Annotated in this window: 21 protein-coding genes; 12 read left to right on the forward strand and 9 right to left on the reverse strand. The window is 65.1% G+C overall.

Annotated elements, in window-relative coordinates; translation table 11 throughout:
• The first annotated feature begins 28 nt into the window (after positions 1-28).
• Both EPN51_RS20700 and EPN51_RS20705 read left to right on the forward strand, forming a co-directional pair.
• A complete protein-coding gene (locus EPN51_RS20700; RefSeq protein WP_293046236.1) occupies positions 29-448 on the forward strand; it encodes a limonene-1,2-epoxide hydrolase family protein in 420 nt (139 codons plus the stop codon).
• A gap of 55 nt (positions 449-503) precedes the next feature.
• Positions 504-1,700 (forward strand): LLM class flavin-dependent oxidoreductase, encoded by a 1,197-nt coding sequence (locus EPN51_RS20705; protein WP_293046239.1) that lies wholly within the window; start codon positions 504-506, stop codon positions 1,698-1,700.
• A gap of 149 nt (positions 1,701-1,849) precedes the next feature.
• On the opposite strand, the gene EPN51_RS20710 is transcribed toward EPN51_RS20705, so the two are convergent.
• From EPN51_RS20710 to EPN51_RS20745, 8 genes are all read right to left on the reverse strand, one after another.
• Positions 1,850-3,061: a thiolase family protein gene (locus EPN51_RS20710; RefSeq protein WP_293046242.1), complete on the reverse strand. Its 1,212-nt coding sequence runs from the start codon at positions 3,059-3,061 to the stop codon at positions 1,850-1,852.
• A 37-nt stretch (positions 3,062-3,098) separates the two neighbouring features.
• Positions 3,099-3,497 (reverse strand): OB-fold domain-containing protein, encoded by a 399-nt coding sequence (locus tag EPN51_RS20715; protein WP_293046244.1) that lies wholly within the window; start codon positions 3,495-3,497, stop codon positions 3,099-3,101.
• A 72-nt stretch (positions 3,498-3,569) separates the two neighbouring features.
• Positions 3,570-4,031, reverse strand: a complete 462-nt coding sequence (locus tag EPN51_RS20720) for an SRPBCC family protein (RefSeq protein WP_293046247.1) — start codon at positions 4,029-4,031, stop codon at positions 3,570-3,572.
• Positions 4,028-5,995: a hypothetical protein gene (locus EPN51_RS20725; protein WP_293046250.1), complete on the reverse strand. Its 1,968-nt coding sequence runs from the start codon at positions 5,993-5,995 to the stop codon at positions 4,028-4,030. Before EPN51_RS20725 ends, EPN51_RS20720 begins: the two co-directional genes overlap by 4 nt.
• Positions 5,996-6,134: 139 nt before the next feature.
• Positions 6,135-7,625 (reverse strand): aldehyde dehydrogenase family protein, encoded by a 1,491-nt coding sequence (locus tag EPN51_RS20730; protein ID WP_293046253.1) that lies wholly within the window; start codon positions 7,623-7,625, stop codon positions 6,135-6,137.
• Positions 7,615-8,499, reverse strand: coding sequence for a hypothetical protein (locus tag EPN51_RS20735; protein WP_293046256.1), 885 nt, complete (start codon positions 8,497-8,499; stop codon positions 7,615-7,617). The genes EPN51_RS20730 and EPN51_RS20735 overlap by 11 nt, the downstream gene beginning before the upstream one ends.
• Positions 8,499-9,281, reverse strand: a complete 783-nt coding sequence (locus tag EPN51_RS20740) for an SDR family NAD(P)-dependent oxidoreductase (protein WP_293046259.1) — start codon at positions 9,279-9,281, stop codon at positions 8,499-8,501. Before EPN51_RS20740 ends, EPN51_RS20735 begins: the two co-directional genes overlap by 1 nt.
• A gap of 37 nt (positions 9,282-9,318) precedes the next feature.
• Entirely contained in the window at positions 9,319-11,238 is a 1,920-nt protein-coding gene (locus EPN51_RS20745; protein ID WP_293046261.1) for a hypothetical protein, read from the reverse strand.
• 379 nt (positions 11,239-11,617) lie between these two features.
• On the opposite strand from EPN51_RS20745, the gene EPN51_RS20750 reads away from it, so the two are divergent.
• Positions 11,618-12,286 carry a TetR/AcrR family transcriptional regulator gene (locus EPN51_RS20750; protein ID WP_293046263.1) on the forward strand — a complete coding sequence of 223 codons (669 nt, stop codon included), beginning with the start codon at positions 11,618-11,620 and terminating at the stop codon, positions 12,284-12,286.
• 13 nt (positions 12,287-12,299) lie between these two features.
• On the opposite strand, the gene EPN51_RS20755 is transcribed toward EPN51_RS20750, so the two are convergent.
• Positions 12,300-13,142 carry a mycofactocin-coupled SDR family oxidoreductase gene (locus EPN51_RS20755; RefSeq protein ID WP_293046265.1) on the reverse strand — a complete coding sequence of 281 codons (843 nt, stop codon included), beginning with the start codon at positions 13,140-13,142 and terminating at the stop codon, positions 12,300-12,302.
• A 123-nt stretch (positions 13,143-13,265) separates the two neighbouring features.
• On the opposite strand from EPN51_RS20755, the gene EPN51_RS20760 reads away from it, so the two are divergent.
• From EPN51_RS20760 to EPN51_RS20800, 9 genes are all read left to right on the forward strand, one after another.
• Positions 13,266-14,486: a CoA transferase gene (locus EPN51_RS20760; RefSeq protein WP_293046267.1), complete on the forward strand. Its 1,221-nt coding sequence runs from the start codon at positions 13,266-13,268 to the stop codon at positions 14,484-14,486.
• Positions 14,487-14,584: 98 nt separating this feature from the next.
• A complete protein-coding gene (locus EPN51_RS20765; protein WP_293046269.1) occupies positions 14,585-16,096 on the forward strand; it encodes a fatty acid--CoA ligase family protein in 1,512 nt (503 codons plus the stop codon).
• 27 nt (positions 16,097-16,123) lie between these two features.
• Positions 16,124-17,035 (forward strand): SDR family oxidoreductase, encoded by a 912-nt coding sequence (locus tag EPN51_RS20770; protein WP_293046271.1) that lies wholly within the window; start codon positions 16,124-16,126, stop codon positions 17,033-17,035.
• Positions 17,032-17,481, forward strand: a complete 450-nt coding sequence (locus tag EPN51_RS20775; RefSeq protein WP_293046273.1) for a MaoC family dehydratase N-terminal domain-containing protein — start codon at positions 17,032-17,034, stop codon at positions 17,479-17,481. The genes EPN51_RS20770 and EPN51_RS20775 overlap by 4 nt, the downstream gene beginning before the upstream one ends.
• Complete coding sequence (locus EPN51_RS20780) at positions 17,478-17,918, forward strand: MaoC/PaaZ C-terminal domain-containing protein (protein ID WP_293046275.1); 441 nt, start codon at positions 17,478-17,480, stop codon at positions 17,916-17,918. Before EPN51_RS20775 ends, EPN51_RS20780 begins: the two co-directional genes overlap by 4 nt.
• A gap of 148 nt (positions 17,919-18,066) precedes the next feature.
• Entirely contained in the window at positions 18,067-19,221 is a 1,155-nt protein-coding gene (locus tag EPN51_RS20785; RefSeq protein WP_293046276.1) for an amidohydrolase family protein, read from the forward strand.
• Complete coding sequence (locus EPN51_RS20790; protein WP_293046277.1) at positions 19,218-19,496, forward strand: hypothetical protein; 279 nt, start codon at positions 19,218-19,220, stop codon at positions 19,494-19,496. Before EPN51_RS20785 ends, EPN51_RS20790 begins: the two co-directional genes overlap by 4 nt.
• Positions 19,497-19,511: 15 nt before the next feature.
• Positions 19,512-20,129, forward strand: coding sequence for an HAD family phosphatase (locus EPN51_RS20795; RefSeq protein ID WP_293046279.1), 618 nt, complete (start codon positions 19,512-19,514; stop codon positions 20,127-20,129).
• 84 nt (positions 20,130-20,213) lie between these two features.
• Positions 20,214-22,844: an NAD-dependent epimerase/dehydratase family protein gene (locus EPN51_RS20800; RefSeq protein WP_293046281.1), complete on the forward strand. Its 2,631-nt coding sequence runs from the start codon at positions 20,214-20,216 to the stop codon at positions 22,842-22,844.
• The last annotated feature ends 9 nt before the right edge of the window (positions 22,845-22,853 follow it).

Here is a 22,853-nt window from a genome sequence, read left to right on the forward strand (position 1 = left end):
CACGCGCCAAGGAATCGAAAGTAAAGAGATGAACGCACTTCAGACCGTGGAAGCTTTTCTCGACGCCTATTGGTCGCAGGACCACAACAACACGTTATCTCTCGTGACTGAGGACTTTTCGTGGCAGAACGTCGCATCGCCCGCAGTGTCGATTACCTCGCGGTCCACGATGCGCGAGGTGCTGGTGAACCAGAACATGGGGTTTCCCGAGCCGATTGAAGCGGGGCATCACGAGACCCTGAACGCGGTCGCGGATAAGGGCCTGGTCTTGCATGAGCGGGTGGACCATTGGGTCTTACGCGAAACGGCAATGAGTTGTCCATGTTGCGCCGTCTTCCAGGTCACAGACGAAAGAGTCGCGCTGTGGCGTGACTATTACGACATCGGCCATGTGATGCGCCAGTTTGAGTCTGCGGGCATCAAAGTCGATACATCACAGTGGTTCTGAAGAGTCTGCTGTCTTACGAATCGTGTACAGCGAGGATGAACGGAGAAGAGGCAAAGTGACAAAAATCGGTGTTTACGGGCAATTCACTCCGCCATTGGCTGCGGCGGTTGATTACTCGAAGTCTTGTGAAGACATGGGATTCGATGCGATCGCCTACACCGACCAAATCTCAGGCAACTGCCCGAACTCGGTGTGGGACGAGTTTCCGGTGGCCAAGGCGTGGGGCCGGCAAAATAATTTCCTCGATGCAAGCGTCGTCATGGCTCTCAGCGCCGCGGCTACCCGGCGGATTGAGCTGTACCTGGGCGCTATCGATGTGGTGCGTCACGCGCCGTCGAAGCTGGCGCAGCATTTCTTGACGCTGGACCATGCATCCAAGGGGCGCGCATTCTTCGCGCTCGGGGCATCCGAAGCGAAGAACGTACTTATGTACGGCCACAAGCGATTCGGATCGGCGAAGAAACTCGAAGATAGCTTGGCGATCATCCGCCTGTTGTTTGACAGCAACGGTGAGCCGGTGTGGTACGAGGGTGAACAGTATTCGATGAAGGGCGGCCTGCTGGAGCTTGAGCCGTACGGCTCAGCACCGCCCAAGGTATTGGCGGCAACCGGCGGGTCTCCGGAGACGTTGGATATCGTGGGTCGCTACGGTGATGGGTTGTTGACGAACCTGCCGGGGATGTCACACGGGGGACCGGAGCAGTTGAGCAATGACATAGCCATTGTCCGTCAAGCCGCTGAACGCGCCGGGCGCGATCCGGATCAGCTGCGTTTTGCTGCATCCGTTCTCACGCTGATGGGCGACGAAGCCGTGGTAGACCGGTTGGCGGCCACGGACATACTGCGTTGGAACACCATCGTTTACGGCGGGGTCCGCGGGGAGGACTGGTGTCGGTACGGATTTGAGCATCCGCTCGGCAACGACTGGGGATACGCTAAAAACCTCGTCCCAGAACGGATGACAGCTGACACATTCCACGAGGCCGCCCGGGCTGTTCCGTCGGAGGCGGTCAAACGTGTCGGCCACTTCACGGGTACCCCGGCAGACGTCGCACGGCAGATCGAACCGTACCTGGAAGCCGGGTTGGACTACGCCTTCCTCGTCGAGCACGCGCCGCTGGCGGACCCGACGCTGGTCACCGAATCGGCCGCGAACCTGGCAGAGTTGACCTCCTTGCTGCGGCAGGGGCGCGGACTGTCCCTGGCTGGTTCGCGTACCGGTGGATATCTGGGGATCGGCGACACCGAATGAGGTACCGCGGTTTGCCAGCCGCTGTGCCCCGGCTCTTACGGTAGCCTAGGGCGGTCAGCGTGAGCTGCGTGTCGCTCGGAGGTAGGCAGAACGAACCGCCCCGCCCGGAGCAGCCTCGCGAGGCTGATGTGACCAGGTGCCGAAGCTTCCTAGGCCGCGGACTTTTCCAGGATGTGCACGCCGCAGGCGGAGCCCAAGCCGATCACGTGGGCCAGCCCGACGTTGGCGTTTTCGATCTGGCGGTCGCCGGCCTCGCCGCGCAGGTGGTGGCAGATCTCCCAGATGTTGGCGATCCCGGTGGCCGCGATGGGGTGGCCCTTGGACTCCAGCCCGCCGGAGACGTTGACCGGAGTGGACCCATCACGCCAGGTGGCTCCCGAGTTGAAAAAGTCTGCGGCCCCGCCCTCTTCGCACAGCATCAGGTTGTCGTAGTGCACCAGCTCGGCGGTGGCGAAGCAGTCGTGCAGCTCAACGAGATTGAGGTCGCTCGGCCCGATGCCGGCCTGCTCGTAGGCGATCGCGGCGGCCCTGCGGGTCAGCGTGTTAACGTTCGGCAGCACCTGGCAGCCCGCCTCGTACGGGTCGGTGGTCAGCACCGACGCTGAGACTTTCACCGCACGTCGCCGTTGCTCGGCTGACAGCTTCTTCAGCGTTTCGCCATTGCACACGACCGCGGCGGCGGCGCCGTCGCAGTTGGCCGAGCACATGGGGCGGGTGTTCGGGTAGGCGATCATAACGTCGTTCATGATCTGCTCGAGCGTGAACTTCTTCTGGTAGGCGGCAAGCGGATTCAGCGTCGAGTGAGCGTGGTTCTTCTCGCTGATCTTGGCGAACAGCTCGAAACTGGTGCCGCCGTATTTATGGCCGTACTCGGTGCCGATCTGGGCGAACACCCCGGGCATGGCCTCGGTGCCGATCCGGCCGTCGATTCCCGCGACCGCGCCGAACCGACCCGACGGCGCCCACACGTCGGCGTCATCCTGCTTTTGCCCACCGGCGCCCAGCAGCCCGGCCCCGGACAGCTTCTCCACTCCGACAGCCAGGCCGTAGTCGACCTCGCCGGCCTTGACGGCCATGATCGCCGTGCGCAAAGCGGTCGCACCGGTGGCGCAGGCGTTGGCGACGTTATAGACCGGGATGCCCGTTTGGCCGATCTGCTTCTGCAGCTGCTGGCCGAGGCCCGCGCTCGCGTTCATCAGGTTGCCCGCCGCCAGCACACCGATGTCGGCCATGGTCACGCCGGCATCGGCCAGAGCGGCGGTGGCAGCCTCCGCCGCCAAATCGACGGTGTCCAGCTCGGGGTGCTTGCCGAACTTGGTCATTCGGATGCCGAGGATCCAGATGTCGTCGCTGGCGCTCATCGTCGTTGCTCCTTCGTTGCGCGAATAGGGTGGTTGGTCAATTGGCGGGTTCGAATCCGAAGCCGATCGCCTCGGTGCCTTGGGAGTCGGCGCCCATGGAGTACGTGGTGAGCCGGACCTCCATCCCGTCGCGGACGTGCTCGGGGTCGGGTTCGACATTGATGAGGTTGGCGCGGACCTGGGTGCCGTCGCAGTCGACCACTGAAGCGACAAAGGGCGTGGGGACGCCGGGCGCGGCGAAGGTAACGATCGTGAACGTGCGCACGGTGCCTTCGGTCGCGACGGGGACGGTCTTGAACTCGTTGGCGAAGCAGCCGGCGCACGCGTTGCGGCGGTCGAAGTAGCGGGCACCGCAATTGGCGCATTCCTGGGCGACCAGGTGCGGTTGGCCGTCGTCAAGCACCAGATAGTCGACCATTGGGATCTGCGCGGCCATAAACACCTCCGTTGTTTGGCAGTGACGCTAGCGAGTCAGAATGAGTGCCGACAAGCGGGGTCGGTTCTCGCGTCAGTGTTGTCCAAGCTCAGCCTTCTGACTCAAGTGCTGAAGCGTCATTTTCATCGAATCCAACAGCCGGTCGGGACGGCCGGCCAGCCCGTCGAGGAACAGAACCACGGTCGGTGTACCGACCGTTTCGAACCGTTCACACAGAACCGTGGCGTCGCCGTCCGGAACCAACTCGAAACTCCATCGTGTCGTGGCTCCGCTCCAGTGCCGCGCATCGAATGTCAGACGCCGACCCGGTTCGGCCGCGACGACCTCACACGTGGTGGACCAGCGCATCACTCCCCATCGGTTGTTACCCCGAAACCGGGCTCCCACCGCCGGCTTCGACGCCCCATCGAGCCAGCGGCCACCCGTGCATTCCGGACTCCAGCGCCCCATCTGGGTGACGTCGCTGAGCAAGGTCCACAGCGAATCGGCCGTGGCGGGGGAGCGAAGTGAGACCTCTCCGGAGAACTGTTTCACTGGCGGTTCTCAGCTGGCACGATCGTCGCCTCCGTGCGGGGTCCAACCCGAACGTCGATGTTGGCCTGGCCCAATTCGTCGCTCCTGAAAGGGATCTCGGTACCGTCAATCTTCACCGTGTACGCCGACTGCGGACGCAGCCGACCGAGCTCAAGGCTCACGCCCTCTGCCAGGCCGAGTCCCGGGGCGGCCCGCAAGACCAGGCGCAGGTCGGCGCCGCCGCTGGTGGCCTGCGCGACCGTCGCCTGGTCGAATCGGACCTTCTTCAACAGCGGTCCGCGCAGCGTGCTCGCCGGCGGTCGCGTGGTGATAAGGCGGGTCCAGTCTCCGGGGCGGGTCAAAAGCGCCTGGGCGGCCAGGGCATTAGCGTAGGTGGAGCCGAACTCGTACCGTCGCTGGCCGTCGACCACCGCCGGCTGGTTGAACTGCTCGAGGGCGCGCTCCGCGGCGTCGGCGACACCCATATCCCCGAATTCCCGTGCGGCCAACAGGATCATGGCCCGTGCCGGCAGCCCGGTGGAGCGATAGTTGCCGGAATCGAGCATGAATGGCTTCGCGAGATAGTCTGCCAAACCGCCCTTTCCGAGCTGGAGGATCTCTTGGCAGGCGATCGCCCACAGCGTGCGGGCCAACTGTGGAAACACCGGCGCCACCCACCCCGCGGCCAGGAAGAACATCAGCGAACTGCCGGCCGGAAGTCCTATTCCGGTGTAGTCGGAGCGAAAGCCGACCAATGTGCCGGCGGGAGTCATGAGCTCGCCACGCAGACCGCGCAGGAATGGCTCCGACACGGCCCCAAGGTCTTGGGTTCCGAACGCCGCGTCGTGCGATGCCACACTGAGCAGGCCGTACATGTTGCATGCGGAGTACGTCCAATTGGGTTCGCAGGCATACAGAGTCTGCGGTGAATGAGCGAAGTTCCGCATCAGCGACTCCTGGAAGGAATGGGAGTCGTGCCGGTACGTCTTCCTGGGATTGCCGAGCCCGAACACCAGGGCGTCGGGACCCACGAATCGGTCACTTCCGGTAGTCGAGTGATAGGTGTTGAGGCAGATGCCCGACCATCCGGTCAGCATGATGTTCTCGTGCCCGCCCGGATCGTAGTGGTTACTGAGTCGGCCCCAAAGCCGTTCGAGCCGCCAGTATTTCCACACTTTGGGAAGTGTGAGCTTTTCAATCAGCCGCTCCTGCGCGGTCGAGAGATAACCGTGAAAATTCGGCGTGTAGTGGCGTTGCACCTGAGCCAGCGCATATTGCACGTGGTTGAGTTGGTAGCGCAACGCGGATGGCTGGAACTGCTCGATGATGTCGAACCCGACGAACTGATCCAGGGGCTGCAGCCCGAGGCCGAGCAGCCAACGGACATGCCCCGCCTGGGTTTCGTCGAGCTCGCGTGGCCCGGGTTCCGTGGGCACAATGCGCCGCTCGAAGGCAGCGAGCTCGGTCGGAAGGTACGCCATTCGCTCGTCGCGCAAACGGCGTGCGCGGCGCACCATGATCGCGCGACCGACCACGATGGTCAGCGCGACGGCACCGACGATCGCCAATGCCGCGGCCGCGGGTGCGAATCGAGGCGACGGAACGGGGCGACCGACAGCCATCACGGCCGCCACCAACGCAGCCGTCAGCCATGTCAGCAGGGGCGCGACCACGTTCCCGGTGGCGAACCACAGCACAAAGGCGATCGTCAGGACGGCCAGCGTCGCGGCGATACCCAGCACTGCCCACCAGCCGAAGACGAGGAACCCACCGCCGGGGAGCAGGAAACCGAGACCCAGAGCCTGCCACGACGCGGACAACCCAACCGCCGCCGGAAGCAATCCTACGAGCGCGATGACGGTGTATCCCAGCATGCTGCGCCGCAACCGGCGCGAGGTAACCGGGCCGTTGAAGCGCGAACGCTGCGGCAGTTCATAAGAATCCAGGCCGGACTCCCGGATCGAATTATCGCTCAACAAACTCATGAGGTCTCCGCTATTTCGGGTATTTCTCTACGTGATGCGCTGCCCTGCCCACGTTTACGGTCGCGCGACCGACGAAGCCACTCGTTGATCCGAGTGAATATCGCCGCCACCAACACGCAACACGCCATGTCGAGTCGGCTTACGCCCTCGCCCCGCCGCCACGCGCCAATCGGCGGGACGCCGCTCGGCGTTGCCAACCGACGTAGGCCGGCAGGCCGCGCTTCAAAAGCGGCGAGTAGGGCGGTGTCAACAGACTGGCCATGCTGAACGGGAGCTTGCTCGTCGTCACCGTGCGGTGGTGCGTGAAGGTGTCGAAGCCCGTCTTGCCGTGATAGGCGCCCGAGCCGCTGTGTCCCACCCCACCGAAGGGGGCGGCCATCATCGCGCAATGCACGGCGAAGTCGTTGATCGTCATGCCGCCGCTCTGCGTTCTCTTGCGGAATTCGTCGAGCCCGGATTCGGGCGGCCCATACCAGTACGCGGCCAACGGCGAGGGTCGTGCCGCGACGTAATCACACACCTCGCCGATGGTGTCGTAGGGCAGGACCGACAACACTGGTCCGAAGACCTCTTCCCGGGTGATGCGCATGTTGTCGTTGACGCCCACGGCGATGGTCGGCGGAATGCGCCGGCGCGCCGAATCCGTTGCGGTACCGGTGTCATAGAGCGTGGCTCCGTGCGAGCGCGCATCTTCGATCAAACCGGTCACCCGCCGGAAGTTCTTGTCGTCCACGATGGTGACCATGCCCGCTTCGCCCTCGTTCGCGGCAGCGATCTTGCCCTGTTCGAGCGCCGCGTCGACGAAGTCGTCGACCCGGTCGCGAGGCACGAAGGCGTAGTCGGGGCAGAGGCAGAGCTGGCCGCCGTTGGTCAACCGCGCCGCGATGATGCGCCGCGCCATCGCCCTGACATCGGCGTCGGGGGCGACCACCGCGGGATTCTTGCCCCCCAGTTCGAGGGTGACGGGGACGAGGTTTTTGCCCGCTACCGCGGCTACCAGCGCACCCACGCTGGGCGATCCGGTGAAGAACAGGTGATCGAAGGGCAGCGCGCTGAACGCAGCGCCGACATCGGCGCCACCGGTGACGACGGTCAACTCGGTCGAGTCAAAATACTTGGCCGCCTTGGCGGCGAACAGCTCCGCGGTGCGCGAGGTGACCTCGGAGAACTTGATCATCACGCGGTTGCCTGCGGCCAGTGCCGACGCAGCGGGCTGAACGACCAGGCCAACCGGGAAGTTCCACGGCCCGATGATGCCCACCACGCCCAGCGGCTTCTTGTCGACCACGGTCGGCACCCCGAGCAGGCCGGTGGACCGCAGCTTCTGCGGTCGCATCCACGACTTCAGATTGCGGCGGGTCGCAAGCAGATCAGGCAGGATTCCCACGACTTCCGACATGAGGTTGATTGCGTGGGGTCGATTTCCGAAGTCGGCGTTGAGCGCCGCCGAGAAGTCGTCGGCCCCCTCGGTGAGGAGCAGGATCAGCCGGTCGATCCGGTCGCGCCGCAGCGCCACGGATGGCTCTCCGGCACGGAGGAAGTCGGACCGCTGCGCATCCAGGAGGGATCTCAACTCGAGGGACCGGTCACCGTCGACCGACGGCACGACATTTTCTAGATCAGTGGACATGGTCTTCCGTTCGGTGTTCTTGTGGAGCAATACGTTTAGCGAGGGGCATCGCTGCTGCGGCGCAGGCGGCAAACATCAGGATGCCGCCCAGACGCTGGTCGACGGCCGACGACAGCCCGAACGGGTTGGCGTGGTGCATATAAGGAAAGGGCCGGATCAGGACGGCCAGGCCGAGGATCGCCGCGACTTCCTGCCCGACGATCATCGCGCAGCGACGCACCCGCGGGTCGACATGTCGGGTGGTCAGCAATATGGTGGCCCAGAAGACCAGCCCGACCGATACGACCAGGGGCGCAAGCCAAAGGGGAACCGCGGCCAGGTCCATGCCTCGGTCATGGACCGCAGGCACATGTAGGGCAATCAGGAGCGTCGAATTGAGGGCGACGGCCAAGATGACGGGGGCCATCCACAGTGCCGACCGCGAAACGGCAGCGGACGACTGCCGCGGTCGCAGCGCGCCAATGAATAACAGCGGCGCGGCCACCAGCAGGGCCTCGAGCGCCGCCATCGCCACGAGGTGGGACTGCACGGACATGGCGCGCACTTCTCCGGACGCGCCGACCGCAATGAGCCCGACCGCGGCAACGACTGCGGGGATGCGCGCCCGGGTCGCCAGCCACCAGATCAGCGCCGCCACGGTGAGTGCGGCGAAAATAAGTGTCGTCGCCTGCCAATGGATTTGCACCGGCTTCGGGCTCATGTCCGGCATGCTCGCCATGTCGGAGTGACTCATCGGCGGTGACGCATGGCGACTACTGAAAAGTATCGTCGCGACTACGAGCGCGACCGCGATCTCGGCACTTGCTGCGAGCCAGAGGCCCGGCGACGGCCGGCGGATGTCCGCCGTCGCCGGGTCGGCCGTGTGTGTCTGCATCAGGGATTCTTGACCAGCGACGGTAGATTCTTCTGTGACACCGCTCGTGACAGGACGGCGGCCAGTTTGGCTCCCTTGCCTACCAGGGCCTGCCGCTTTCCGGCGGCCAGCGCGTCGTATCCCGCTCGGGCGACGACTTCGGGCGAACCGGCCTTCTTCTTTTCAAACATGTTGTGCAACATCGACTTTTCGCCGAATACGTCGATACCACCGGCCTCCGCGAATTTGGTCTGAGTCGCGCCAGGAGTTAAGCACGTGACGGTGACGCCATAGGGCTTCAGTTCGGCGGCCAGCGCATACGTGAACGTGTTGACGTATGACTTACTGCCTCCGTAAGAGGCGAAGCGCACCGAGGGAACCATCCCCGCCGTCGAACCGACGTTGAGGATGGCGCCCCGGCGGCGCTCCTTCATCTGCCGGCCGAACAGCATCGAGGTCATGGTCAACGTGATCACATTGAGCTCCAACATGTTCGCCACGCGTTCCGGGGCCAGGTCAACCGCGTCACCGAAGCAGGCGAAGCCGGCGTTGTTGATCAGGATGTCGGGGAACCAGTCGTTCTCCTGACACCACCGCAGCAACGCCTCGGCCGCATCCGGCTTGGCGAGGTCCATCTGCAGGGTCTCCAGGCGTGCGGCGCCGAAGGCGAAGTCGTTGCTCAGCTGGTCGAGTTCAGCCTGGACCAGGCTGACCGCGAGCACACGCGAACCGTCCTCGAGGTACAGCTTGGTGAATTCTTTGCCGATGCCGGAGCCGGCGCCGGTCACGAGGACCTTCTTCATATGTCAGTGTCTCTCTTTCTCGTCGCTGTATGCGTGATTACGACATCGGGGTGAGCGAAACTTCGGTTCGCCCTGCCAGCTCGACGGGAACGGTCAAGCGGCCCAAATCATCTGCGGTTAGTTCTCCGTCGCGCGCGCCGCGTAGGCGGTAGCCCCGGCGCGGGACCAGGCGCTCCACTCCGAGCTCGGCGCGGGTCGGCCCTTCACCCGGGTGCAGGACCAGGCGAAGGTCGCTGCCGTCGGTGCGGGTCGAGGTGACAAGCACTTGCGGATAGCACGCTCCATCCAAGACGGGGCCATGCAATACCGCCTCGCCGGGGCCGTCGCTGATCAGTGCGCGGTGACCGCCGGGCGGGTTGAACCGGGCGAGCGCCAACATCGCGTTCATGTTCGTGGACAACTCGTCATACCAACGGGTGCCGTTGCTTTCGGTGGGCGCCATCTGCCGATCGAGGGAGGTCGCCAGCACGTCGTAGAGCTCGGTGTCGCCCATCTCGGCGGCCGCCCACATCACGGGCGCGAACGCGCCCAAGTGCGTCTTGCGGTAGTTGCCCGTGTCGATGGCGTCCCAGCCCCGCAGCACGATGGTCGGCTCGGGCCCGGAGGTGTCGATGAATTCACGGCGCACGATCGCCCAACAACGTTGCGCGAGTTCAGGGTCGAAGGCGTGCAGCATGCTGGCCAGGCCGCAGTCGGCCATCGTGGAGGTGAGCATCGGAATGGTGATGCCAAGCCGCGCGGATCGGATGGCGGTGACCCGCCCGTCCGGCGTGATGAACTCCTCGTGCAGCCGGCGCCGGAAATCCTCGCCCATCGATTCGATGAAACGGGTGCCGTGCAATCGGTCCGACATCGCCAGAGTATTGATGCCGGTCATGTTGCAGGCGCTGTAAATCCAGTTCGGCTCACAGGGAAACAACGTCATCCCGGACCGTTGCATGTTGTCGTGTACCGCCGTCGCGACCATGTCGTGGGTGTACGGCCAGGTGCGCTTGCCGAGCCGGAAGGGTAACGCGCCACTGTGACGGTAGCGGTCGTCCCCGGTGTTGGATTCGTACGCGCCCAGCATCGTTCCGAGGTAGCCCGACAGCATGATGTTGTCGCGTTTCATCGGGTCCCAGTCGAGGCTGAGGTTGCCCCAGGTCTGCTCAAAAGCCCAGTAGCGCCAGATCGGCGGTAGGGTCAGCTTGTCGATCAGGTTGCGCTGAGCGGCGGACAGGTAGCCGTGAAACGATGGGGTGTAGTGCAATTGAGCCATCGCCAGTGCCCACTGCATGAAGTTCAGCTGGTAGCGGATCGCCGAGGTCTGGAACTGGTCCACCTTGGTGAAGCCGTCGAACTTGTCGAGTGGTTGCAGCGCCCGATCGAACAGCGACCGCAAGGTCGCCATATCTTGAACCGAAAGTTCGTCGTGCACCGCGTCTTTGGGTTGTGGGTCGATTCGCGGGACGGTTGTCAGGTACTGGGCCCGGGTGCGGCCGCGATCCTGTGCGGCGCGGAAGGCGCGGTGCCGACCCAGGGTGCCCGCCACGGCCACGCCGAGCAGCGCCCCGGGCACCGCCACTCGGGCACCATTCCACGTCTTGCGCCCGCGGGCGGCCTGCTTGCGCGCATTGAACGCCGTGGCCACCCAGAGGAGCGGCGGCAGCACGATGTTTCCGCTGCCGAACCACGCCACCAACGAAGCCGCGAAGCCCCCCAGCGTCGCCAGGAACCGTAGCGGGCTGCGGGTGAAGATGTAGCCGGCGCCGGGCGCCAAGGCACCCAGGGCCAACGCGCGAGCGCCGGGCCGCCTGCTGAAGATCGATACCCCGACGGCAACAGCTGCCCCGATCGTCGCGGCGATTCCCGTTCGTCGCAGCAGTGCCCGCACGGCGGGGCCGTTCGGTGCATCGGGAACCGTGAGCTCGTATCCGAGCTTGAGGTCGTCATCTCGCTCGACTGTCGACGTTGACATACTCAGCTCACTCCTTGGCTGCGCCGCGACTTCACTTACTCACGAGGCTGTTTCGCTAGTGCTCATTGTGGGCGGCGACCACCGCGCCACCTGCACCGGCGATTTCGGTTGACGCCGGGTGGGAATCTTCCGGAACGCCGCGCCGACCAGGGCGGCCACCAGTACACAGCACGCCATCAGCGGCTCTCCCTCGTGCCAGAAAGCGCTGCGGGGGGACCGCTAAAGGCCTGCGTCAGTGCGAAAAAAATGTGGTCCCCTTCACGCCGATGCATTTTGTGTGATCTGGCGCTAGCATAATACCGACGCGAAACGTCGGCAATAGGGTAGCGCATATTGCATGGCGCGAAACGTTTAGACTTCGACGAACGAGAGGACGTCGATGGGTGCAAACGGAGCCGGTCCGTCGGCGAAACAGGCTGTGCGCGTGGGGCCGTCCCGCAAGCCTGGGGCTGGGCGCCGACGAGACCCGACGATCGACGACAGGCTCAGGCACGCGGCTCGCGCACTGTACGGTCGCGAGGGCTGGGCCGGGTTTCACTTCGAGGGCGTTGCCAAAGCCGCCGCTGTCAGCAAGGACGCGGTCTACCGACGCTATTCCGATGCGCAGTCGCTGCTGCTGGATGCGTTGTCGGATCAAGTGGTTCCTGGACTTGCCGATGATCGACCGATCGAGGACGCCCTGGTCGCGTACGCGTGCGATGCGTTCAGGTATTTCGCCAGTGGTATCGGGAATGCCAATCTGAGGGTCCACGTCGACGGCGGCCGGTATCCGGAAGTACTGCAGGAATACCGAAAGCGTGTAGTCGAGCCACAGATCGAGCAAGCGGTCGGCGTGCTCGAGCGGGCCCGTCGAAACGGCGAGATCCATGTCGACGCGTCGTCGGCGGCCGTGATCGAGGCGCTGGGCGGAGCGGTGATGGTCTATGCGCTGGCATCGTCGTGGCGGCTTGACGAAACCGACGAACTTGATCCGGCCACGGTGCGCCAGCTGACCGATTTCGTCCAGCAGATTCTGTACGGGCGGCTCGTCGACCGATCGAACGGATAAGGCCGCGAGAGGTTCAGATCTTCAGCAGTGCACCGCCGTCGACGGCCAGTTGCAACCCGGTGACGTAACGGGACTCGTCCGACGCGAGAAACACGATGGCGTGCGCGACGTCGTCGGGTTCGACGTAGGGGATCGGCATCGACTGCATCCGCGGGAACGCGTCTTCGACGTCGGACCGGGTCGGCTCGCTCAGGTCTTTGCGGAAGGCCTTGTACATCGGCGGGCTGTGCAGCATGTCGGTGTTGCAGTTCGTCGGGTGGACCGCGTTGACGCGAATGCCTTGAGCAGCAACCTGCCTGGCGAGGACCACCACATACTGGCTGATGAACTGCTTGGCCAGACCGTAGCCTGCTCCGCCCGGGCCGTTGCCCGGGTTGTTCACCGCGTTGGGCAGCATGGCCGCCACCGATCCGGTCGCGATGATGGACCCTCCCGCGGGCACCCAGGGCAGCGCGACGTGGATCGTGTTGAGCACACCGATCAGGTCGACGTCGACCGCGTCGGCGAACGCCGATACCGGGTAGTCGGGGCCGATGGGACAGATGCCTGCGTTGGCGACCACGATGTCGAGCCGGCCGAAGCCGTCGACGGCCGGGGCTACAGCGTTGTGCAGCGACGGCCGGTCGCGCACGTCAGCGACGACCGCGACAGCACGCTGGTCGAACTTCTCGACCAGCCGCACGGTCTCGTCGAGGTCTTCGGCTGTGGCCATCGAGTAGCCGACGCCGGGGATGTCCGCGCAGATGTCGATGAGGATGACGTCGGCGCCCTCCTCGGCCAGGCGGATCGCATGGTGGCGGCCCTGCCCCCGCGCGGCGCCGGTGATCAGCGCTACCTTTCCCGCCACTCGTCCCATGGCACACCCTCTCGATCGCCTTGGTTAACCGAACGCGGCCAATCCGGGGGACCGCGAACCAGAATCCTATTACTTGGTTAGTCTATTGTCACCACGCTGTCGTACGAAGGAGAGGCCACCGAGATGCCTGGGGTATTGGACGGCGTCCGCGTCATCGAACTCGCGACGTGGGGCTTCATTCCGTCGGCGGGCGTCGCGCTCGCCGACTGGGGCGCCGAGGTGATCAAGGTGGAGCACCCATCGCACGGCGATCCGATGCGCGGGCTGGTCAGCGCGGCACTGACGCCGCCCGGCCAACAGCCGGTCAGCTATATGTTCCAGACGTTCAGCCGCAACAAGGCGAGCGTTGGGATCGATCTGACCAGCGAGACCGGCCGGGAGGCGTTGTATCGGCTGGTGGCCACCGCCGACGTGTTCCTGACCAACTATCTGGCCCCGGTGCGACGCAAACTGCGCGTCGACGTCGAGGACCTCACGAAGGTCAACCCCCGGCTGGTCTACGCACGCGGGAGCGGGCTGGGCCCGCACGGCGACGAGGCCGACACCGGTGGCTTCGATCTGGCGTCCTACTGGTCGCGCGGCGGCGTGGCCTATGTCAGCACCCCGGAAGACGCCGAGTACCCGCCGCCGATGCCCGGCTCGGCGTTCGGCGATCTGCAGTCCGGCTTGTACGCCGCGGGCGGTGTCACCGCTGCCCTGTTCGCCCGCGAACGCACCGGCACCGCTCAGGTTGTCGACGTCAGCCTGCTCGGCGCCTCGGTGTGGGGCACCGCTCCACACATCGCCGCGTCGTCGTTGTTCGACATCGACGCCATGCCGCGCAGCGACCACCAGTCGGCGCATAACCCGATCACCAACACCTACCGGACTAGCGACGGGCGGTTCGTCGCACTCGTCATGCTGGAATCGGACCGATTCTGGGCTCCGCTGATGGAACTCATCGGGCGAGCGGACTTGGCCACCGATTCGCGCTTCGCCGACGGCGCGGCCCGCAGCGCCAACAGCAAGGCGTGCATCGCCGAACTGGACGCCATCTTCGCGGCCCGCACCGCGGACGAATGGCGAGAGATGCTCGGCCGGCAGCGGGGCGTCTGGGCAATCGTCCAGTCGCCGCAGGAAACCCGCTGCGATCCACAGGTTCTCGCCAACGGGTACGTCGGGTCCTTGGACGTCGACGGCGACGCCGTGCTGACCGTGGCGATGCCGCCGGTGCAATTCAACGATTACCGACCGAGTCCGAGTCCGGCGCCGGAGCTGGGCGCCGACACCGATCGGGTGCTGCTCGACCTCGGATATGACTGGGACCAGCTGGTGGAGATGAAGGTCGAGGGCGCCATCACCTGACGGTCGGCCCGTCGTAGCCAGGCCGACCCGTCTGTTAATATAACCTGGTTAGTCAATTGAGCATCGACAACCGCGGCGCGTGCCAGTAAAGGTGACGAATGGATCTTCCGGACCAGATGCGGGCGAGGATTTCCGCCCGCGGCGAGGAGCCGTTGCTCTGCTACGGCGAGTCGTGGCGCAGCCACGACGAGTTCTGCGCGGTCGCTGAGCAGATCGATGCGACGCTGTCAGCCCACGGCATCGGGCCCGGTTGTCCCGTCGGCGTGTTCATGCGCAACCGCCCTGGGCCGGTCGCCGCCCTGGCCGTTCTGCTTGCCAGTCGCCGGCCGCTGATCGTGCTCAACCCGGCGATGCCGGACGCCACCGTCGGGAACGACATCGGTTCGCTGCGGCCGCCGGCCGTGCTTGCCGACCCGGAGGATTGGCGTCGGGCGGCCGTCGGGACGGCTGTGGCTGAGACGGGCGCGCTCGGGATCTCGATCGACTTCGGCGCCGACGACGCGGTGCGGATGGTCAACGAGCGGGCCCCGGGCGTCGAACACGCCACGGCCGAAGCCGACGTCGCGATCCTCATGCCCACCAGCGGGACTACCGGTCCGCCCAAGCGGATACCGTTGCGCTACAACGAAATCGAGCAGGCTCTGCGCGGTGCGCAAGAACACTACATGAACGGCAGCGCGCGTGTCGGCAGCGTTCGCGGGGCGGGGGTGCAGATCTGTGCCCTGCCGCCGACCAACATCAGCGGTCTGTGGGCCTTGGTCACCGCGCTCAGTGGTGGCGGACGAATCCTGTTGCAGGACAGGTTCGAGACCGAAGCGTGGTCGCAGGCTGTGGCACAATACCGGCCGCGTTCGGTGTCGGTGCCCCCCGCGGCCCTGCGGATGATCCTCGACGCGGGCGTGGACCCGAAGAGGTTGTCGAGCCTCAAAGCGGTCTGGGCCGGCGCCGCGCCGGTTGGCTCCGATCTGGCCGACGCCTTCGAAAAGGCGTACGGATGCCCGGTGCTGGTCAGCTATGGGGCGACCGAGTTCACCGGTGGGATCACCGGATGGTCGCTGCGGGACTGGCGGCAGTGGAAGGACACCAAACGCGGCAGCGTGGGCCGCGCCCACCCCGGCGTCGAGATCTCCATCATCGACCCCGAAACGCATGAGGAGCTGGCCTCAGGCCAACACGGCATCGTGCGGGTGCGCTCCGCGCAGGCTGCCGGCGGAGACGGCGAATGGGTCCGCACCAATGATCTGGGCAGTATCGACCAGGACGGCTTCGTCTGGATCCGCGGACGTGCCGACGATGTGATCAACCGCGGCGGATTCAAGGTTTTTCCGGCCGAGATCGAGGACTGCCTGGAAGGGCATCCGCAGGTGCGCGAGGCGGTCGCGTTCGGGATTCCCGACGAGCGACTCGGCCAGGTGCCCGTCGCGGTCGTCGTCGCCCAGGGTGGGGTGAGTCCCGATGAGCTGGTCGCCTGGGTCAAATCCAGGCTTCCCGCATACAAAGCGCCGGTGACGGTGTCGACCACCGAATCGATTCCGCGCAACGCGGCTATGAAGGTGCTGCGCGGGAAAGTCCGCGAACGATTCGAAGGCATTGCTGCGCAATCGAATTAGCGCGGTTTCAAGGAGGTTCGAAGTACATTGGGGCAGAAGCATTTCGGCGACCGAGTTGCGGTGGTTACGGGAGCGGGCAACGGCTTGGGTCGCGCGCACGCGCTCGCGTTCGCGGCGGCCGGCGCGGCCGTGGTGGTCAATGACCTGGGCGGTGGGCGCGACGGGAGCGGCGGTTCCACCGGGACGGCGCAACGGGTTGTTGACGAGATCACCGAGGCCGGTGGACGGGCGGTCGCCAACACCGACGACATCAGCTCGTGGGACGGCGCCAAAGCGTTGATCGATCAAGCCGTGGACACTTTCGGCGGGTTGGACGTTCTGGTCAACAATGCCGGCATCCTGCGCGACCGGATGCTGACTTCGATGTCCGAGGCGGAATGGGATGCGGTAATCGGCGTGCACCTCAAAGGCACGTTCTGTCCCACCCGGCACGCGGCCGAATACTGGCGCCAGCGCGCCAAGGACGGCCTGCCCAACGGCGCCCGGGTCATCAACACCACCTCTCCATCGGGCCTCTTCGGTAGCCCCGGGCAGACCAACTACGGTGCGGCGAAGGCGGGTATCGCCGGTTTCACCGTGATCGCGGCGATGGAATTGCAGCGTTACGGTGTCACGGTCAATGCCGTCGCTCCCACCGCGCTGACCCGACTCACCGACGATCTGCCGGTCGTGCATGAGATGGCCCAGACCGTCGACTTGTCGCCCGACGGCGTATCGCCGGTGGTGCTGTGGTTGGCCGGCCCCGCGGCTCGCGACGTGACGGGCCGTGTGCTGGCCGTGATCGGTGGCACCATTGCCGTCGTGGAAGGGTGGGCCTACGGGCCCGAGGTGCACAGCGACGAGCGCTGGACGACGCAGCGTCTCGATGCAGTGCTGCCCGACCTGCTCGCCAAGGCGGCGCCCAACGCCGACATGACCGGACGCCGGCCGGTCCAGTGAGTGCGTCAACCGCCCATCCGGCGCACCGGCTGATCGGCCACGTGTTGTTGGCCTACGATATGCCCATTGAGCGTGGCAAGATCCGCGAATTTGCCGTCGCGACCGGTGCCGTGGACTCCGTGTATCAAGGACCGAATCCTCCTGTGCCGCCGACGTTTTTGGCCACGTCCATGCACTGGGAGCCGCAAGATCCCTCGCTCGCCACGCTGCTGGGCCTGAATCTGAGCCGGGTGTTGCAGGGCGGCCAGGAATACAGCTTCATCGGCAAGTTGCCGCAGGCCGGCGACACGTTGCACGCCGAGACCTCGGTGGAATCGGTGACCGACAAGCAAAGTGGCCGGGGCGGCCAGATGACGTTGATCGTGGTACTTACCCGGTTCCTGCGGCCCGACGGCTCGGTGGCCGCCGAAAGCCGCGCGACCGTCATCGAGAGGGCGGCGTCATGAGTCGTCGACTTTCACCGGACGACTTAGCGGCCGGAACCGCCTTGCCCGAGCGGCGGTTCGGGCCGCAGACCCGCACCGATATCGTCCGCTATCAGGGCGCCAGCGGCGACTTCAACCCTATTCATCACGATGACGAGTTCGCGCGATCAGCTGGTATGCCAGGCATTTTCAGTGTTGGCATGCTGCAGGCCGGGTACCTGGGCACCTACTGCGTGGAGCTGTTCGGTCCGGAAAGTGTGCGACGGCTGTCGGTCAGATTCGCCGAGCAAGTCTGGCCCGGCGACGAGTTGGTGTGCCGGGGCACCGTGTCCACCGTGACGCCGACCGAGGACGGGCACACTGCCGAATTGGAATTGACCGTTGGCCGCCTCGACGGCGTTGTCGCGGTATCGGCCGCCGCAACGGTGCTGCTCCCCGGCAACGGGGCACCGTCATGACGGGCATTCACCAAATCCAGACGGTTGCCGTCGGTAACCTGATGGAAGGCATTGCCGGGGTGAGCAGACCTGGTGACGTTGGTCCCTACCACCGACCCGCGCCCCGATTAAAGTAAAAGACTAACCACGTTAGCGAAAAGGAGTGACGATGCCGCTGCAGGATCACATGCAGTTGATCTCCGTCGACGACCACCTGATCGAGCACCCTCGGGTGTGGGCCGACCGGCTGCCGGCCAAATATCAAGAGCTCGGCCCGCGCATCGTGGAGGTGCCGCGGGCCAAGGGCGGTCCGCCCAGCCAGGTGTGGGAGTACCAGGGCCAGACGTACCCGCAGATCGGTCTCAACGCGGTAGCCGGCAAGAAGCCCGAAGAGTATGGTATCGACCCCTCGCGCTTCGATGAGATGCTGCCCGGCTGTTACGACCCGGTGCAGCGGTTGGCCGACATGGACCTCGACGGAGTCGAGGCTGCGCTGTGTTTCCCTTCCTTTCCCCGGTTCGCGGGCACCGTGTTCCTGGAGGGCGCTGACCGTGAGGTGGCGCTTGCGTCGGTGACGGCGTTCAACGATTTCATTCTCGACGAGTGGTGCGCGGCGGCACCCCGCCGATACATCCCACTGGTCATCCTGCCGTTGTGGGACGTCGATCGCGCTGTCGCCGAGGTGCACCGGACCTTTGCCAAGGGCGCGAAAACCATTGCGTTCCCTGAGAATCCGTATCCGCTCGGTCTGCCATCGATTCACACCGACCACTGGGACCCGCTGTTCAGCGTCGCCGAGGAATACGACATGCCCCTGTCGTTGCACTTCGGCACGTCGGGCCAATCTCCCCGGCCGTCGCCGGACGGGCCCCTCGCGGTCAGTATCTCGTTGTTCAGCTGCAACTCCATGTACGCCCTGTCCGACCTGCTGTTTTCGCCGGTATTCCACCGTCATCCCAAGCTGAAGGTGGCATTGTCCGAGGGCGGCATCGGCTGGGTGCCCTTCATGCTCGAGCGAGCGGACTACGTGTGGGAGCGGCACCGCTTCTACCAGAACGTCAATCAGGAACGCCGGCCGTCGGAGCTGTATTACGACCACATCTATTCGTGCTTCATCGAAGACCATCACGGACTGGAAGCCCGCGACGAGGTCGGCATGGACAACATCTTGTGGGAGTGCGACTACCCGCACTCCGATTCCAATTGGCCCAACAGCCGCAAGGTCGCCGAAGAAGTGTTCATGAAGATCCCGGACGCAGACGTCCACAAGATCGTCGAACTCAACGCACGGCGGGTATTCAATTTCCCCCGCGCCGAGAAATGAGCCGCGACTCGATAGAACCGATCCCACCCGAAGTCATGCTCGGTACCTCGGACTGGGATGACGAAGATCTGCTGACCGTCATCGAGGCATCGGATCGCCTCATCGGAGAGATCAGCGCCACACGAGAGCGTATCCGGCACGCGGAAGAGGTTCTGGCAGAGGGTAGTACGGCGACCGTGCCTGGGACCAACCTGGCTGCCGAACGCAAACGCTTGGAGGACTTGATGCAGGCGGTCGAACGCATCAAGGCCGCGCAGACCAACGCCCCTCGGTGAATGGTGCAGTCGCGAATGCGTGGGCCCATCAAAGCTGTTGTCTTCGACATGGGCGGAGTGCTGACCGTCGATCCCTTCCAGGCCTGTCGTGACTATGCCGTCGAGTTGGGCATACCGGCGGACACGTTCGTCGACCACCTGCGCGGTCCGAAGTTCGCCGAAGTGGAAACCGGTGACTGCTCGATACGCGATTTCCTCAAGTTCGTCTGCCGGGATGTCGAGGTGCGGCTGGGCACCCGCGTCGACATTCATCGTCTGGGCGCCTGCCTGGCCGCCGGCCAGCAGGTGCGTCCCGAGATGGTTGCGTTGGTGCACGACCTGGTAAGGGGTGGAGTGAAGGTCGGTGTGCTCACCAACAATGCGAAAGAGGCACGATCGTGGTGGACCAGCGGTGTGCTGCCGATCGAAAGTTTCGCAGCGATCGTGGATTCTTCGGAGGTCGGCATGCGAAAACCCGATCCGGCGATCTTCGCACTCACGGCCGAGCGCATCGGTTGCCGGCCAGACGGATTGCTGTACTTCGACGACTCCGCAGAGAACGTCGCTGGAGCCGTGGCGTCGGGTCTTATCGCTCGATTGTTCAACTCGCCGGGCGACTGCCGGCGCGAATGTGCCGACCGTGGACTGGTGTAGCCGCCATGTTTGTGCCCCATGCCACAGTCGAATAAGCTAACCAGGTTATAGTTAAGTAATCGGTTTGAGACCTGTGAAGGTGAGATGTCGGGACGAGTTCTGGTTACCGGAGGCACCGGCGCCGCCGGCGCCGCGACGGTCAAATGGCTGCGCCGGATGGGCGCCGATGTCGTGGTCTTGGCGCGGCGCACGCCCGCGGTACCGATCCCAGGCGTGACCTACGTAGCCGCCGACATCCAGGATGCCGACAGCGTGTCGCGCGCCGTCGCAGATTGCGACGCGATAGTCCATTTCGCCTGGACGGTCTCGGCAATGCAAAGCCCCGAGGTCGCCGAGGGCATCGACATCGGCGGCACCACCAACCTGCTGCGCGGGATGACTGACCACGACTGCCGCAGGATGGTGTTCGCCTCGTCGATCACCGTCTACGGCGGCCACCCGGACCATCCGCAGCCGTTCACCGAGGACGAGACACCGCGCCCCGCGGCCTCGTTCCACTACGAACGCAACAAGGTGCGCGCGGAGAAGATGATCACCGAGTCCGGTGTGGAGGCGGTCAACGTGCGCCCGACCGTGATCGTCGGGCGCTCGGCGTGGAGTGCGCCGGCCAGCATCTTCCGCCAACCGGTGGTTGTCACACCCGGCCGCGAGGCACGCATGCAGCTGGTCCACGTCGACGACGTCGGGCGGTTCTGCGCGTCGGCGGCGTTGGGCGGGCCGACCGGCACCGTCAATCTCAACGCGGATGACACCCTGACCTTCAGTGAGATGGCCCGGATCGTGGGAAGGCCGGTGCTGAATTCCGGTGCGCGGTTCTCCCGGGCGCTGGCCGGCGCGATCGGCAAGGCGCGCAACTACCAGTCGGTGCCCGACCTCATCGAGCTGTTCATGCACTACCCGCTGGGTGACACCCGCAAGTTGCACGAGGAGTTCGGGTTCTCCTGCGCTTTCAGCTCGGCCGAGGCCGTCGCCGACATGACGGACTGGTCGTCGAGCAAATGGACAGTCGGCACCCGCTCGGTGCGCAAGCCCGTCCGCTTGGCCGAGCCGGTCGTCTTTCCGCGCGACACCACGGGGTCAGACGGCAGCGCGGTGCGGATCGTGCCGTCCGAATACACGGGTGAATTCGACAACGTCACCGGCGATCCGGCCCTGCCCGAGTGGAGCGCGGCGAATCTCTCCGAGGCGTTTCCGGGGCCGATGACCCCATTCTCGCTCGGCCTGGCAACCCGCATCATGTTCAGCGCCGCGAATCTTCTCGATAGCCTCTTCCCGCTCGACCCCGAGTTGATGAGCATGGTCAGTGCCAAACAGGTTGGCACGATTGGCCATCGGCTCTACAACAACATGACGGTGATGAAGGAACTCGCAAAAGCCATTCCGGGCCAGACCCCGGAGAGCTTCGAGCACCAGATGAACGGCACCCCCTTGCCGGATGGATACCGCGCGCCACGGATGACGGCCGCCGACGTTGTCGCCGCGGGCAAAGCGGCATTTAAGGGTGGACCCCAGATCTCCGGTCTCGGACACGAGGTGTCCGACATGGAACGCCGGACCGAGCGGTTGGTCGCCGGCCGACCCGACCTGCAAGGCCTCACCGATCACAAGTTGCTCGCTCGCATCGAGCTGATTACCGACATGGTGGTGCGCGCGTGGGATATCAACTGTATGAACACGTTTATGGTCAGCCTTCCCATGAATCTGATCGCACAGCGCTACGGCGATGACGTCGCGATGAACGTGCGCGCCGGGACACAGAACCTGCGCAGTGCGGCTCTGCTGGCCGGGGTGCGCGAACTCGCCGGGATCGTCGCAACGGATGACGGGCTGCGCCGGTTGATCGACGACAGCCCCCGCGAGGTGGTTCTGGACAAACTTCGCAGCGATGCGCCGCTATTCGCCGCCAGGTTCGACCGGCTGGTCGCGGACTGCGGACATCGTGGACCCGGCGAGACGGAACTGAGCAACCCCGTCTACGCCGACGCACCCGAACTGCTGCTGCGCTCGGTGATGGGCAGCATCCACACCGGACATGCGCCTCCCGCCGTACGCGCGCGAACGCCGTTGGGGCGCTCATTGGTTCGCACCGCAGTCAGCGCGATTGCGCGACGGGAACGCGGACGCGACGTCTGTATGCGCATCACCTATGAGCTGCGACTCGCCCTGCGGGAATGGGGGCGCCGGCTGGCCGAGCGGGGAACGCTCGAGGCGACGACCGACGTTCACTACCTGTCGGTGGACGAAATCTACTATCCGCCCGCGGATTCCACGGAACGCGTGGCGCGGCGTCGCGACGAACGAAAGCGACTGGCCGCGCTGAACTTCCCGATTCACTTCCGCCAGCCGTGGAGCCCGCCCGACGACACCGCCGTCGACGGCGCCGAAGTGCTCAACGGGCTCGCCGTCTCGCCCGGATTGGCGCAGGGGAGGGTCCGCATCATGGTGGACGCGGATGACGACTTCGAGCCCGGGGAAATCCTGGTTGCCAACGTCACCGACACCGGGTGGACCCCCTTCTTCGGTTGCGCCGCCGCGGTGGTCACCAACGTCGGGGGCATGATGTCGCACGCGGCGATCGTCGCCCGAGAATTCGGTGTGCCCGCGGTGGTCAACACCGTGACCGCGACTCAACGTCTCAGAAACGGCCAACTCGTCGAGGTCGACGGCAGGGCGGGCACCATTCGCATCATCGATGAAACACCATCCGCGGTATAGGAGGGATGC

The organism is Mycobacterium sp. (genome assembly GCF_004298145.1).
Taxonomy (GTDB): Bacteria; Actinomycetota; Actinomycetes; order Mycobacteriales; family Mycobacteriaceae; genus Mycobacterium.

Excerpts from the sequence above, each read along its gene's own strand:
- EPN51_RS20700 (WP_293046236.1), top strand. The coding sequence starts at position 29 with ATGAACGCACTTCAGACCGTGGAAGCTTTTCTCGACGCCTATTGGTCG.
- EPN51_RS20710 (WP_293046242.1), bottom strand. The coding sequence starts at position 3,061 with ATGAGCGCCAGCGACGACATCTGGATCCTCGGCATCCGAATGACCAAG.
- EPN51_RS20715 (WP_293046244.1), bottom strand. The coding sequence starts at position 3,497 with ATGGCCGCGCAGATCCCAATGGTCGACTATCTGGTGCTTGACGACGGC.
- EPN51_RS20725 (WP_293046250.1), bottom strand. The coding sequence starts at position 5,995 with ATGAGTTTGTTGAGCGATAATTCGATCCGGGAGTCCGGCCTGGATTCT.
- EPN51_RS20730 (WP_293046253.1), bottom strand. The coding sequence starts at position 7,625 with ATGTCCACTGATCTAGAAAATGTCGTGCCGTCGGTCGACGGTGACCGG.
- EPN51_RS20735 (WP_293046256.1), bottom strand. The coding sequence starts at position 8,499 with ATGCAGACACACACGGCCGACCCGGCGACGGCGGACATCCGCCGGCCG.
- EPN51_RS20740 (WP_293046259.1), bottom strand. The coding sequence starts at position 9,281 with ATGAAGAAGGTCCTCGTGACCGGCGCCGGCTCCGGCATCGGCAAAGAA.
- EPN51_RS20745 (WP_293046261.1), bottom strand. The coding sequence starts at position 11,238 with ATGTCAACGTCGACAGTCGAGCGAGATGACGACCTCAAGCTCGGATAC.
- EPN51_RS20750 (WP_293046263.1), top strand. The coding sequence starts at position 11,618 with ATGGGTGCAAACGGAGCCGGTCCGTCGGCGAAACAGGCTGTGCGCGTG.
- EPN51_RS20755 (WP_293046265.1), bottom strand. The coding sequence starts at position 13,142 with ATGGGACGAGTGGCGGGAAAGGTAGCGCTGATCACCGGCGCCGCGCGG.
- EPN51_RS20760 (WP_293046267.1), top strand. The coding sequence starts at position 13,266 with ATGCCTGGGGTATTGGACGGCGTCCGCGTCATCGAACTCGCGACGTGG.
- EPN51_RS20765 (WP_293046269.1), top strand. The coding sequence starts at position 14,585 with ATGGATCTTCCGGACCAGATGCGGGCGAGGATTTCCGCCCGCGGCGAG.
- EPN51_RS20780 (WP_293046275.1), top strand. The coding sequence starts at position 17,478 with ATGAGTCGTCGACTTTCACCGGACGACTTAGCGGCCGGAACCGCCTTG.
- EPN51_RS20785 (WP_293046276.1), top strand. The coding sequence starts at position 18,067 with ATGCCGCTGCAGGATCACATGCAGTTGATCTCCGTCGACGACCACCTG.
- EPN51_RS20790 (WP_293046277.1), top strand. The coding sequence starts at position 19,218 with ATGAGCCGCGACTCGATAGAACCGATCCCACCCGAAGTCATGCTCGGT.
- EPN51_RS20795 (WP_293046279.1), top strand. The coding sequence starts at position 19,512 with ATGCGTGGGCCCATCAAAGCTGTTGTCTTCGACATGGGCGGAGTGCTG.
- EPN51_RS20800 (WP_293046281.1), top strand. The coding sequence starts at position 20,214 with ATGTCGGGACGAGTTCTGGTTACCGGAGGCACCGGCGCCGCCGGCGCC.